15 protein-coding genes are annotated in these 12,673 nt (G+C 71.9%); 14 read left to right on the forward strand and 1 reads right to left on the reverse strand.

What is annotated here, in order from left to right; all coding sequences use genetic code 11:
- Positions 1-32: 32 nt before the first annotated feature.
- The 6 genes from ribH (at position 33) to ACWEPL_RS56450 (ending at position 4,614) form a co-directional block, all read left to right on the forward strand.
- Positions 33-452, forward strand: a complete 420-nt coding sequence (gene ribH, locus ACWEPL_RS56425) for a 6,7-dimethyl-8-ribityllumazine synthase (protein ID WP_452441525.1) — start codon at positions 33-35, stop codon at positions 450-452.
- A gap of 19 nt (positions 453-471) precedes the next feature.
- Positions 472-924, forward strand: coding sequence for a PH domain-containing protein (locus ACWEPL_RS56430; RefSeq protein ID WP_452441503.1), 453 nt, complete (start codon positions 472-474; stop codon positions 922-924).
- Between the two features lie 95 nt (positions 925-1,019).
- A complete protein-coding gene (locus tag ACWEPL_RS56435) occupies positions 1,020-1,886 on the forward strand; it encodes an AAA family ATPase (protein WP_363963654.1) in 867 nt (288 codons plus the stop codon).
- A complete protein-coding gene (locus ACWEPL_RS56440) occupies positions 1,879-2,955 on the forward strand; it encodes a vWA domain-containing protein (RefSeq protein ID WP_452441505.1) in 1,077 nt (358 codons plus the stop codon). Before ACWEPL_RS56435 ends, ACWEPL_RS56440 begins: the two co-directional genes overlap by 8 nt.
- Positions 2,948-4,039 carry an XdhC family protein gene (locus ACWEPL_RS56445; RefSeq protein WP_452441507.1) on the forward strand — a complete coding sequence of 364 codons (1,092 nt, stop codon included), beginning with the start codon at positions 2,948-2,950 and terminating at the stop codon, positions 4,037-4,039. The genes ACWEPL_RS56440 and ACWEPL_RS56445 overlap by 8 nt, the downstream gene beginning before the upstream one ends.
- Positions 4,036-4,614, forward strand: coding sequence for a nucleotidyltransferase family protein (locus ACWEPL_RS56450; RefSeq protein WP_452441508.1), 579 nt, complete (start codon positions 4,036-4,038; stop codon positions 4,612-4,614). The genes ACWEPL_RS56445 and ACWEPL_RS56450 overlap by 4 nt, the downstream gene beginning before the upstream one ends.
- On the opposite strand, the gene ACWEPL_RS56455 is transcribed toward ACWEPL_RS56450, so the two are convergent.
- Positions 4,600-5,487, reverse strand: coding sequence for an endonuclease/exonuclease/phosphatase family protein (locus ACWEPL_RS56455; protein ID WP_452441510.1), 888 nt, complete (start codon positions 5,485-5,487; stop codon positions 4,600-4,602). The genes ACWEPL_RS56450 and ACWEPL_RS56455 overlap by 15 nt on opposite strands.
- Before the next feature lie 94 nt (positions 5,488-5,581).
- Between ACWEPL_RS56455 and ACWEPL_RS56460 the strand changes: the two genes are divergently transcribed.
- The 8 genes from ACWEPL_RS56460 to ACWEPL_RS56495 all read left to right on the forward strand — a co-directional run bounded on the left by ACWEPL_RS56460 (position 5,582) and on the right by ACWEPL_RS56495 (position 12,649).
- Positions 5,582-6,622, forward strand: a complete 1,041-nt coding sequence (locus ACWEPL_RS56460) for an LLM class F420-dependent oxidoreductase (protein WP_350729135.1) — start codon at positions 5,582-5,584, stop codon at positions 6,620-6,622.
- A gap of 72 nt (positions 6,623-6,694) precedes the next feature.
- Entirely contained in the window at positions 6,695-6,757 is a 63-nt protein-coding gene (locus ACWEPL_RS56465; RefSeq protein WP_350729229.1) for a putative leader peptide, read from the forward strand.
- Between the two features lie 90 nt (positions 6,758-6,847).
- Entirely contained in the window at positions 6,848-8,137 is a 1,290-nt protein-coding gene (locus ACWEPL_RS56470; RefSeq protein WP_355191708.1) for a dicarboxylate/amino acid:cation symporter, read from the forward strand.
- 124 nt (positions 8,138-8,261) lie between these two features.
- Entirely contained in the window at positions 8,262-9,932 is a 1,671-nt protein-coding gene (locus ACWEPL_RS56475) for a serine/threonine-protein kinase (RefSeq protein ID WP_452441512.1), read from the forward strand.
- 70 nt (positions 9,933-10,002) lie between these two features.
- Complete coding sequence (locus ACWEPL_RS56480) at positions 10,003-11,040, forward strand: M24 family metallopeptidase (RefSeq protein ID WP_363963667.1); 1,038 nt, start codon at positions 10,003-10,005, stop codon at positions 11,038-11,040.
- Between the two features lie 26 nt (positions 11,041-11,066).
- Positions 11,067-11,627 (forward strand): elongation factor P, encoded by a 561-nt coding sequence (gene efp, locus ACWEPL_RS56485; protein ID WP_350729143.1) that lies wholly within the window; start codon positions 11,067-11,069, stop codon positions 11,625-11,627.
- A gap of 1 nt (position 11,628) precedes the next feature.
- A complete protein-coding gene (nusB, locus tag ACWEPL_RS56490) occupies positions 11,629-12,039 on the forward strand; it encodes a transcription antitermination factor NusB (RefSeq protein ID WP_357728756.1) in 411 nt (136 codons plus the stop codon).
- A 271-nt stretch (positions 12,040-12,310) separates the two neighbouring features.
- Complete coding sequence (locus tag ACWEPL_RS56495) at positions 12,311-12,649, forward strand: MmcQ/YjbR family DNA-binding protein (protein ID WP_452441515.1); 339 nt, start codon at positions 12,311-12,313, stop codon at positions 12,647-12,649.
- Positions 12,650-12,673 lie beyond the last annotated feature (24 nt).

Here is a 12,673-nt window from a genome sequence, read left to right on the forward strand (position 1 = left end):
GGCGGGGCTGCCGGCCCCCCCCCGCCTCGGGGCTGAGCGTGGGGGTGGTGGCGGCCAGCTGGCACGCCAAGATCACCGATCAGCTGGTGGCGCGGGCCCTGCAGGCCTGCGACGACAGCGGCGCCACGGCGACCGTGGTGCGGGTGCCGGGCTCGCTGGAGATCCCGGTGGTCGCCCAGGCGCTGGCCCGCTGCTGCGACGCGGTGGTGGCGCTGGGTGCGGTCATCAAGGGCGAGACCGCCCATTTCGACTACGTCTGCGACTCGGTGACCGCGGGCCTGACCCGGATCTCGCTGGACGAGGAGACGCCCGTCGGCAACGGCGTCCTCACGTGCGAGACCCTGGACCAGGCCCTCGATCGGTCGGGCCTGCCGGGCAGCAAGGAGGACAAGGGATACGAGTCGGCCGTCGCCGCGCTGGAGACCGCCCTCCTCCTGCGGGACCTCCACTAGCCTGCGGTAGGTTTCCTTCGTGCCCGAGCCGATCACTCCACCGTCCCTGCCCGTCACCTGGCGTCCCCGCAGACCGCGGATCGTCGCGTACGGCTCCGCCGCCGTGATCGTGCTCGGGTCGGTGATCATGGCGGTCTTCATCGCCGAGCCGTTCAAGCTGCCCGACCGGCTGGCGATCGTGGCGTTCGGGTGCGCGGTGGCGTTCGTGCTGCACATGCTGGGGCGGGTGCGGGTGGAGGCGGACGACGAGGGTGTCACCATCGTCAACGCCGCCCGCACCCACCGCTACTCGTGGCCGGAGATCCTGGAGGTCACGCTGCTGGTGGGCGACCCCTGGCCGAAGATCGACACCTCCGACGGGCGCACCATCGGGGCCATGGGCATCCAGGGCTCGGAGAAGGCCCGCGCCATCCGGGCCACGGCCGAGCTGGAGGCCCTGATCCGGGAGCGCGGCGAGGCTCGCGAGAAGTAGCCGGTCGATGACCCCGTGTCATGGTCGGCGGGCGAATATCGCCGGACCGGGTGTCGACGTAGCCTGAAGGAGTGCTGCGGCGGACAATCAGGGCAATGGACATCGAGTCGCCGGCCAAGCTCATCGAGCTCCTCGACCGGCACGCCTACCTGGCCGACGAAGGGCTGGCCACGGCGGCCTTCCTGGCGTTGAGGATGGGCCGGCCGCTCTTCCTCGAAGGAGAGGCGGGAGTCGGCAAGACCGAGCTCGCCAAGACGCTGGCGACGCTGCTCAAGGCGCCCCTCATCAGGCTCCAGTGCTACGAGGGGCTGGACGCCGCCCAGGCGCTGTACGACTGGGACTTCGCGCGCCAGCTGCTCCACCTGAAGGCCGCGGAGGCCGCGGGCGTCACCGACGTGGGCCGGCTGGAGGGGGAGATCTACGACAGGCGGTTCCTGATCGCGCGGCCCCTGCTCAAGGCCATCGAGACGCAGCCGAGCGTGCTGCTCGTGGACGAGATCGACCGGGCCGACGACGAGTTCGAGGCGTTCCTGCTCGAAGTGCTCTCCGACTTCACGATCTCCATCCCCGAGCTCGGGACCGTCAAGGCCACGAAGCCGCCGGTGGTCGTGGTCACCTCCAACAGGACGCGCGAGGTGCACGACGCGCTCAAGCGGCGCTGCCTCTACCACTGGCTCGAACACCCCAGCTTCGACCGCGAGGTCGCCATCCTGCTGCGCCGGCTGCCCGGCTGCACCGAGACGCTGGCCGTGCAGGTGGCGCGGGCGGCCGAGCGGCTGCGGCAGGCGGACCTGGTCAAGCCGCCGGGCGTGGCCGAGACGCTCGACTGGACCGAGGCGCTGCTGACGCTGGGGGCCAAGGAGCTCGATCCCGCCCTGGCCGCGGCGACCCTGGGGGCGGCCCTGAAATACCGGGAGGACGTCTCGAACGTGCTCGGCAACGGACTGCTGGCCCATGGATGAGCTGGTCGCCACGATGACGGCGTTCGCCAGGACGCTGCGTGCGGCCGGGGTCGCCGCCGACCACGAGCGGACCCAGAACATGCTCAGGGCGCTCGACCACCTCGACGTGGCCGACTCCGGCGAGGTCTACTGGGCCGGGCGGCTCACGCTCTGCGCCACACCCGACGACCTGCCCCGCTACGACCGGTGCTTCGCCGCGTATTTCGGCGGCGTACGGGCGAGCGTCGCCCGTACGAGCACGACCAGCGTCACCCGGCACCTGGCGGCCGAGACGCGCGGCGAGGCGGACGGCGGCGACGAGGGGACGGCCGCGCCCGCGACGGCGAGCCGGGCCGAGGTGCTGCGGCACCGCGACGTGGCCCGGCTGACCGAGGCCGAGCGGGCCGAGGTGCACCGGATGCTGGCCATGCTGAGGTGCGGCCGCGAGCGACGGCGCTCGCGCCGCTTCGAGGGCGCCCACCGGGGCGTGCTCGACCCGCGCCGCACCATCCGCGACGCGCTCAGGAAGGGCGACATCGCCCGGCTCCGGCACAAGAGGCACACCACCCGTCCGCGCACCGTCGTCCTGTTCGTGGACGTCAGCGGCTCGATGGCCCCGTACGCCGAGACCCTGCTGCGCTTCGCCCACGCGCTGGTCAGGAGCGAGCCCCGGGCCACCAAGGTCTACTCGGTCGGCACCAGGCTCACCCCGCTCACCGCCGAGCTGCGCCACCGCGACCCCGGCACCGCCCTCAACGAGGTCTCCAAGGCCATCCCCGACTGGAGCGGCGGGACCCGGCTGGGCGACGAGCTCAAGGAGTACCTGTCCCGCTACAGCGCGCGCGGGGCGACAGCCGTGATCGCCTCGGACGGGTGGGAGCGCGGCGACCCCGCTCTGCTGGGGGCGCAGATGGCCAGGCTGGCCAGGCAGGCGCACCGGGTGATCTGGGTCAACCCGCACAAGGGGTACGAGGACTACCAGCCTCTCACGGGCGGCATGCGGGCCGCCCTGCCGTACGTGGACGACCTGGTGGCCGGGCACAGCCTGGCCGCCTACGAGCGACTCAGCGAAAGGCTGGCCCATGCGTGACGTGCTGCCGGAGATCATGAGGTGGTGGAGGTCGGGGCTCAAGTTCGGGCTGGCGACGGTGGTGAGCACGTTCAGCAGCGCGCCCAGGCCGCCGGGCGCGGCCATGGCGGTGCGCGGCGACGAGGTGGTCGGCAGCGTGTCCGGCGGGTGCGTCGAGGGCGCGGTGTTCGAGCTGGCCGCCGAGGTCGACGAGGCCGTCCTGCAGCGGTACGGCGTGAGCGACGACGACGCGTTCGCGGTCGGGCTCACCTGCGGCGGCATCATCGACATCCTCGTCGAGCCGATCTCGATCGAGACCTACCCCGAGCTGGGGGAGATCGCGATGTCCGTGGACGCGCACGAGCCGGTGGCCGTCGCCACCATCGTCTCCGGCCCCGGCCAGATCGGCGCCCGCCGGGTCATCTGGCCGGACCGCTCGTCCGGCACGCTCGGGCTCGACCGGCTCGACGAGGCCGTGGACGACGACGCGCGCGGCATGCTCGCCCAGGGCCTGACCGGCATCAGGCACTACGGCGGCGAGGGTGAGCGGCGCCTGGACGACCTGGCGGTGTTCGTGCAGTCGTTCGCGCCGCCGCCGCGCATGCTGGTGTTCGGGGCGATCGACTTCGCGGCGGCGGTGGCCAGGGTGGGCAAGTTCCTCGGCTACCACGTCACGGTCTGCGACGCGCGCCCGATCTTCGCCACCGCCAAGCGCTTCCCCGACGCCGACGAGGTCGTGGTCAAGTGGCCCCACGACTACCTGTCCTCCGTCCAGGTGGACCAGCGCACGGTGATCTGCGTGCTCACCCACGACCCCAAGTTCGACGTGCCGCTGCTGGAGGTGGCCCTGCGCACCGACGCCGGGTACGTGGGCGCCATGGGCTCGCGCCGCACCCACGAGGACCGGCTCGCCCGGCTGCGCGAGTCCGGGCTCACCGACGCGGAGCTGGCCAGGCTGCGCTCGCCCATCGGGCTCGACCTCGGCGCGCGCACCCCCGAGGAGACGGCCGTGTCGATCGCCGCCGAGCTGATCCAGCTCCGCTGGGGCGGCTCGGGCCGCCCGCTGTCCAGCACCGAGGGCCGCATTCACCACGAGGGCGCATGAAGAGCGCCAAGGTGGCCGGGCTGCTGCTGGCCGCGGGGGAGGGCGCCCGGCTGGGCACGCCCAAGGCGCTGGTCGAGTACGCGGGCGAGCGCCTGGTCGACCGCGGCGTGCGGCTGCTGGAGGAGGGCGGCTGCCATCCCGTCGTGGTCGTGCTCGGCGCGGCCACCGTGCAGGTGCGCGGCGCGGTGACCGTGCGCAACCCGGACTGGGCGTCCGGCATGGGCTCGTCCCTGCGGGTCGGGCTCGCCGCGCTGCCGCAGGAGGCCGAGTCCGTGGTGATCGCGCTGGTCGACCAGCCGTTCATCGGCCCGGGCACGGTACGGGCGCTGATCGCCTCGGGCGCCGGGCTGGCGGTCGCCACCTACGAGGGGAGGCGCAGGAACCCGGTGCTGATCGCCCGCGGGCACTTCGCCGAGGTGGCGGAGCTGGCCGTGGGGGACGTGGGGGCGCGGCCGTTCATGAAGGCGCACCCCGAGCTGGTCACCGAGGTGCCGTGCGACGAGCACGGGGACCCGGCCGACATCGACACGCCCCAGGACCTGCGGCTGCTGGAGCCGCACCTAGAGTCGCAGTGAGGCGATGGCGGCGCGGTGGTCGCTGCCGGTCGCGGGGGCGACGCCCGCCTTGGTCGCCGTCATGCCCTTGAACAGGATGTGGTCGGGCCGGGTGATCGGGAACTCGGACGGCCAGGTGAACCCGAACCCGTCGCCCGCCACGATCTGCGCGTCGCTCAGCGGCGGGGTCAGCCCTCGCATGCCCCGGTCGGTGGTGGCGGTGTTGAGGTCGCCGAGCAGCAGGATGCGCTTGCTCGGGTCGTCGTCGATGAGCTGTCGCGCGTGCGCGAGAGAGACGTCGCGCGAGGCGGTCTCCCCGGGGCGGGCCGAGGCCAGGTGCATGACGTAGACGGTCACCTTGCCCTTGGGGGTGGCGACCACCGCGCGCAGCGCCCGCGGCCAGCCCAGGCCGATGTCGAGCGGCTTGGGCTCGCTGATCGGGTAGCGGCTCCACAGGCCGACCGTGCTGACCGGATAGTGGTACTTGAACATCTTGTTGAGCTGCTTGGCCGCGGGGCCGCCGCTGGTCAGCTCCTGGGCGGCCAGCAGGTCGAGGTCCTTGGCGATCATGCGGACGGCCTCGCCCGAGGCGTTGTTGGTCACGCCCACGTTGACCGTGCCGACGGCCAGGTCGCTCGGGCCGCCCGGCGGCGTGCGCAGCAGCGTGGAGCCGAACATCGCCGCCCACACCACCCCGGGCACCAGCGCCGCGATCACGGCCGCCCTGGAGCGTGCCAGCGCGGCGGCCAGGAGCAGCAGCGGGACGGTCACCCCCAGCCAGGGCAGCAGGCTCTCCATCACCGGCGTGAACCCGCCGAGCGCAGGAATCAGCTGGTGTCCGGCCATGGCCACGGCGACCACGGCGGACACGATGACGACCAGCCGACTCAGCACCTGATCCAGGCTAGTGGCTCCCTGCCCGCCACGCCGACGCGATAGCCTGTTCGCGTCGCAACGGAATATCATTCGGTTTCATCGGGAGCCCGGCATGCGCATCGGTATGGCACTCAACTACTCGGGCGGCTTCAAGGAGACGGTGGCCGAGCTGGCGGACTACGAGAAGGCCGGGCTCGACATCGTCTTCGTGGCCGAGGCCTACAGCTTCGACGCCGTCAGCCAGATGGGGTACATCGCGGCCAGGACCGAGCGGCTGGAGATCGCCTCCGGCATCCTGCCGATCTACTCCCGCACGCCGACGCTGCTGGCCATGACGGCCGCGGGCCTGGACTACGTCTCCGACGGGCGCTTCACGCTCGGCCTCGGCGCGTCGGGGCCGCAGGTGATCGAGGGCTTCCACGGGGTGCCGTACACGGCGCCGCTCGGGCGTACCAGGGAGGTCATCGAGATCTGCCGCCAGGTGTGGCGGCGCGAGCGCCTGGTGCACGAGGGCAAGCACTACACGCTGCCGCTCCCACCCGACCAGGGCACGGGCCTGGGCAAGGCGCTGAAGCTCATCAACCACCCGGTACGGCCCCGCATCCCGATCGTGATCGCCGCCATCGGGCCCAAGAACGTCGAGCTCGCCGCCGAGCTGGCCGAGGGCTGGGAGCCGATCTTCTACGTGCCCGAGAAGGCCGCCGACGTGTGGGGCCGGTCGCTGGCCGCCGGCAAGGAGAAGCGCGACCCCGAGCTGGGCGAGCTGGACGTGATCGCGCAGGCGTCCCTGGCGATCGGCGACGACGTGGCCGGGCTGCTGGAGTTCGGGCGGCCGATGGCGGCCCTCTACATCGGCGGCATGGGCGCCAAGGGCCGCAACTTCTACAACGACCTGGCCAGGCGCTACGGCTACGAGAAGGAGGCCGAGCGGATCCAGGACCTCTACCTCGAGGGCAAGAAGGACGAGGCGGCCGCCCTGGTGCCCGGCGAGCTGCTGGAGAGCATGTCGCTGATCGGCAGCGAGGGGTTCGTGCGCGACCGCGTCCAGGCGATGAAGGAGTCCGGGGTGACCACGCTGAACGTGGCGCCGCTCGGCAGGACGCACGAGGAGCGGGTGCGGCTGATTGAGCTGATCAAGGACATTGTGGGGTGAGTCACACCCTTTAGTGGAATACGTCCGTTTTAACGGGTGTTGTGGGAGCTCGTGAGGTTCTCCCTGGTGTTCGTGTGGCTCGTCGAGCGGCTGCACATCGATCTGTGCCGGTTGCACGGATCGCTCTGTCGCTGAACCGCGTCAGCCTCGACCACCCCTTCCTCACCTGGCATGCCCGCTCGCGCGGCGGGCCGGCATGCCCTTTCCCGGGAGCTTCCCCCACCCATGAAGAGATTCTCCTTCTCCCTGCAACTGCTGGCCGGCCTCGCGGCCGGCATCGCGCTGGGCTTCGTCGCCAAGATCTGGGACGTGGCCTGGCTGGCCGAGACGCTGACCCGGATCGGGCAGATCTTCGTCCAGCTGCTCAAGCTCGCCGTGCCGCCCCTGGTCTTCACCGCCGTACTGGTCAGCGTGGCCAACCTGCGCAACGTCAACGGCGCCGCCAGGCTCGCCTCCAAGACGCTGCTGTGGTTCCTCGTCACCGCGTTCGTCTCGGTGGCGCTCGCGATCGGCCTCGGCCTGCTCATCAACCCCGGCCAGGGCGTCACCCTCGACACCGCCGCCGCCAAGGCCGTGGACACCGAGGGCGCGGGCACCTGGCTCGACTTCGTCACCGGCATCCTGCCCACCAACATCGTCACCGCCTTCACCGAGGTGAAGGTCCTGCAGATCGTCTTCCTGGGGGTCGTGCTCGGCGCGGCGGCCCTGGCGGCCGGCGAGAAGGCCGAACCGTTCCTGAACCTTGCCCGCTCCGTCCTGGAGCTGGTGCAGAAGGCGCTGTGGTGGGTCATCCGCCTGGCCCCCCTCGGCACCGCGGGCCTGATCGGCAAGGCCGTGTCCACGTACGGGTGGGACCTGCTGGCGCCGCTGGCCAAGTTCAGCGCCGGGGTGTACATCGGCTGCTTCATCGTGCTGCTGGCCGTCTACCCGACGGTGCTGGCCGTGTGGGGCAAGGTCAACCCCGTCCAGTTCTTCCGCAACGCGTGGCCCGCGATCGAGCTGGCCTTCGTCTCCCGCTCGTCCGTCGGCACGCTGCCGCTGACGCAGCGGGTCACCGTCGAGCGCAACGGCGTGGACCGCGACTACGCCTCCTTCGCCGTGCCGTTCGGCGCCACCACCAAGATGGACGGGTGCGCCTCGGTCTACCCGGCGCTGGCCGCGATCTTCGTGGCCCAGGTGTTCGGCGTGCCCCTCGGGTTCGGCGACTACCTGCTGATCGCGTTCGTGTCGGTGGTCGGCTCGGCCGCCACGGCGGGCCTGACCGGCGCGACCGTCATGCTGACGCTCACGCTCAGCACGCTGGGGCTGCCCCTTGAGGGCGTCGGCCTGCTGCTGGCCATCGACCCGATCCTCGACATGATCCGCACCGCGACCAACGTCGCGGGGCAGCTCGTCGTCCCCGTCCTGGTGGCGCGCTCGGAGGGCCGTCTGGACGAGGCCGTCTTCAACGCGCCTCCCCAGCCGCTGGACGTCGCCGCGCCGGTGGGGCGCGTGCCGCAGCCCGCGGCGGCCTGACCTCGCCGCCCGGCCCGCCCCATCATCCCGCCCCATCATCCCGCCGGGCGGGATGATGGGGCGGCAGTGTCTGCGGGGCCCTATGGTGGTCGGAAATCCTGATTTTCGAGTAATTGGCGGGGATATGTCCGACGCGACGCCGTCCTTGGTCGCTGACCGGTATCGGCTCGACGAGCGCATCAGCAGCGGGCCGATGGGTGAGGTGTGGCGAGGGTACGACACGCGGGCCGACTGGGTCGTGGCCGTGAAGGTGCTCGGCGCCCGGGTGGCGGGGGGTGCGACCCGGGAGGTGCTCAGGCAGCACGCCCAGGCCGTGGCCCGGGTCATCCATCCGAACGTGGCCATGGTGCTGGACGTCGGCGACCATGACGGGGCGCCGTTCCTGGTGATGGAGTTCCTCACCGGCCCCAGCCTGGGTGAGGAGCTGGCCGCGCGCGGTCCGCTGCCGATCGTCGAGGTGTGCGACCTCATCGGGCAGGCCGCGGCCGGGCTCGACGCCGCGCACCGGGCGGGGGTCGTGCACGGGCACGTCGCCCCGCACAGCTTCCGGATGGCCGGGAGCGGGGTGCTGAAGGTCGTCGGGTTCGGGATGGACGACCGGGTGCCGGGGGACCCGCGGTACGTGGCGCCCGAGCGGGTGGCGGGGCAGGAGGCCGCGGCCGCCGGGGACCTGTACGCGCTGGGGTGCGTCTGCTACGAGCTCCTGTGCGGCCGCCCGCCCTTCGGCGACGAGGCGGGGGATGATTCCGGCGGCGCTTCCGGGCGGGGTGTGCCCGCTCCGCCGAGCGCGTCGAGGGCCGAGGTGTCCGCGGAGCTGGATCGGCTCGTGCTGGCCATGATCGCCGAGGATCCCGCGCAGCGGCCCGGCAGCGGTGAGGCGATCCGGCGGGCGCTGGCCGCCATCGCGCGGCCGCGCGCCAACCCGGCCGCGCCGCCCGCCGCGGCGCCACCCATGCCGCCCGGGCCCGGGCAGGCTCCCCCCGGGTCGCTTCACCCTGGGGCGGCCCACCCCGGGGCGGCTCCCGCCGGGTCGCCTCCGCCCGGGGCGGCCATGCCGGTGACGGGCGTTTCCTTCCGGGACGGCGGCGTGCCGTCCAGTGGGCCGGGCGGCGCGGCCGGGACGTTCGGGGGCGACGGATCGACCGAGGTCTTCCAGGTTCCCGGGCACGGCGGGCCGCCTCCGAGGGCCGGTGACACCGCCGTCTACCAGGCGGGCGACCTCGAGCCCGCCCCGGCGTCGAACCGCAAGCTCATCCTCCAGCTCGGCGCCGCCGTGGTGGTCATCGCGGTGGTGACCGTCGTCATGGTGATGTGGGCGGGCGCGAGGAAGGAGGAGCCGCTGACCGCCTCCACCCCGACCGCCGAGCCGACCACGCTGCCGAGCACACTGCCGACCACGCTGCCGAGCACGCTCCCCACCGAGGAGCCCACGCCGGACGCCACGCCCGGCCTGGTGAGCACCCTGGGACCGACCTCGCTGCGCGAGACGGTCCAGCCCAAGGCCACCCTGGGCGAGGCGATGCCGCCGGGCGGCTGGCGCAAGTGGCTGTCGGAGTTCGACGAGGCGTTGATGGCCCAGCAGGCCATGGGCGCGATCGACCCCAAGGTCGCCGGCAAGGCCCGCGACAAGATCAGGAAGGCCGCCAGGAAGTTCGAGGAGGGCCGCATCGACGCGGGGATCGACCAGGTCGCCGGCGTCTACCACGACCTGAGGCGGGCGCAGGAGAAGGGCGACATGGGCGGGTCCGGGCCGGCGGCTCAGGTCATGGACGACTGGCGGCTGCCGGACGACTAGGAGCTCCAGGCGGGCTCGGCCGGGTGGCGGGCGATAGTGACGCCAGGGGCGGAACACGTACATTGGCGCCATGAGCGTCGACTACGTGGCACGCCGGGCCCGCCTCGCCGGGTTGCTGCCCGCCCGCGAGGTGACCGCCCTGCTCGTCACCTCGCCCGTGAACGTCCGCTACCTCACCGGGCTGGTCAGCTCGAACGCCGCCGTCCTGGTCAGGGCCGACGGCACCGCGCTGCTGGCGACCGACAACCGCTACATCGAGGTGGCCCGCACGCTGGACGTGCCGTCGGTCGAGGCGTACGACGTGGAGAGCGCGCTGGTGGAGCCGGGGGCCGGGATCGAGGCGGCGTGGATGAGCGTGGCCACGTACCGGCGCCTGGGCGGGGGGCTGGTGCCGCTGGAGCCGGTGGTGGAGCTGCTGCGGGCGGTCAAGGACGACGGCGAGCTGGAACTCCTCCGTACGGCCTGCGAGATCACCGACCAGGCATTTGCCGATATTTCAGGGAAAATCGTCCCGGGGATCACCGAGCGCGACCTCGCCCGCCTCCTCGACAACCGCATGACCGAGCTGGGCGCCGACAAGCCCGCGTTCGACACGATCGTGGCCGCAGGCGAGAACGGCGCGATCCCGCACCACGCCCCCTCCGGCAGGGAGCTGCGCGCCGGCGATCTGGTCACCATCGACTTCGGCGCCCGCTACCAGGGCTACCACGCCGACATGACCAGGACGGTCTGCCTGGGCCCGCCGACGGACTGGCAGCGCGAGATCTACGACCTGGTCGCCGAGGCGCAGCGGGCCGGCAGGCACGCGCTCGCGCCGGGCGCGGGGGCCAGGGAGGTGGACGCGGCGGCCCGTACCGTCATCGAGGACGCGGGGTACGGGAGCCGCTTCCGGCACGGGCTGGGACACGGAGTCGGCCTGGAGATCCACGAGGAGCCGTTCCTCGGCCCTTCGCGGACCGGTAGACTAGAGGATCGAGTTCCGATCACCGTCGAGCCCGGGGTCTATCTCCCGGGCCGGGGCGGGGTTCGCATCGAGGACACCCTGGTGACACGTGAGGGCGGGCCGGAACTTTTCACGAAGACGACCAAGGAGCTGCTCGTCCTTTAGAGCGGCCGCACGCGGGAGAAGAACGAGTGGCGACGACCAACGACCTCAAGAACGGCATGGTGCTGAAGCTCGAGGGCGGTGAGCTCTGGGCCGTGGTCGAGTTCCAGCACGTCAAGCCGGGCAAGGGTGGCGCGTTCGTGCGCACCAAGCTCAAGAACGTCCTCTCCGGCAAGGTCGTCGACAAGACCTTCAACGCCGGCGTGAAGGTCGACGTGGCCAACGTCGACAAGCGCGAGATGCAGTACTCGTACAAGGACGGCGACGACTTCGTGTTCATGGACACCGAGACCTACGACATGGTCAACGTGCCCAACAACACCGTCGGCACCGCCGCCAACTACATGCTGGAGAACACTCTGGCCACGGTCGCGTTCAACGAGGGCTCGGCCCTCTACGTCGACCTGCCCGCCGCGGTCGAGCTGACCATCGCCGAAACCGAGCCCGGCCTGCAGGGCGACCGCTCCACCGGCGGCACCAAGCCCGCCACGCTGGAGACCGGCGCCGAGATCAAGGTGCCGCTGTTCATCACCACCGGCGAGAAGGTCAAGGTCGACACCCGCAGCGGCGATTACCTCGGCCGGGCCTGAGGTGTCGGCACGCGGCAAAGCACGCCGGCGGGCGCTTGACATCCTCTTCGAGGCCGAGCTGCGCAGCGAGGATCCGCTGAAGATCCTCGCCGAACGCGTGGAGCGGCAGGAGCCCCCGGTGAACGAATACACCTCGACCATCGTCGAGGGCGTCGCCAGACACCACGCGCGCATCGACGAGCTGATCACCACCTACGCCGAGGGCTGGACCCTCGACCGGATGCCCGCCGTCGATCGCAACCTGCTGCGCGGGGGCACGTACGAGCTGCTCTGGATGCCCGGCGTGCCCGAGGGTGTGGTGATCAGCGAGTGGGTGCACCTGGCGGGTGAGCTGTCCACGGACGAGTCGCCGCAGTTCGTGAACGGGCTGCTGGCCCGCTTCAAGCAGCTCAAGCCAAGCCTCACCCTTTAGACACCGTCAAAAGGCCGAGTTCGGGGTACGTTCCAAAGCAACAAGGCGTACCTTCCAAAGCAACAAGGCGTACCTTCCAAAAAACAGGGTCCGAAGACACAACACGACGCCTGCCCGCACGGCTCGCCGAGACGAGGGCCGTGCGTTGTCACACGGCCGGGCGCCTATGCGCGCAAGCCTGACCTGTGGCCAGGGGGCGTGCGGACAAGTGGCGCGTCACCAGCCGCGACGCGCCCCTTGCCGCTCGTCCGGCGGTGCGTATCGTGTGGGCATGGTGACCGAGGACGACGTACGCCGGCTCGCCCTGGCGCTGCCCGGGACCGTCGAGAGGACCATGTACGGCACGCCCGCCTTCTACATCCGCGGCAAGTGGTACGCCCGGGTGCGTGAGGAGGGCGACGTGCTGGTGCTGCCGGTGGGCTCCGAGGAGGAGAAGGCGGGGCTGATCGCGGCCGAACCGGCCGCGTTCTTCACGACCCCGCACTACGACGGGTCCGCCGCCGTGCTGGTGCGGCTCGGGGCCGTGGACGCCGAGGAGATGGGCGAGCTGCTGACCGACGCCTGGCGGCTGCGGGCGCCCAAGCGGCCGGCCGCCGGCTTCGACGCCTGACCCCGCCACCTGACCCCGCCGCCT

The organism is Nonomuraea sp. NPDC004186, assembly GCF_053603495.1.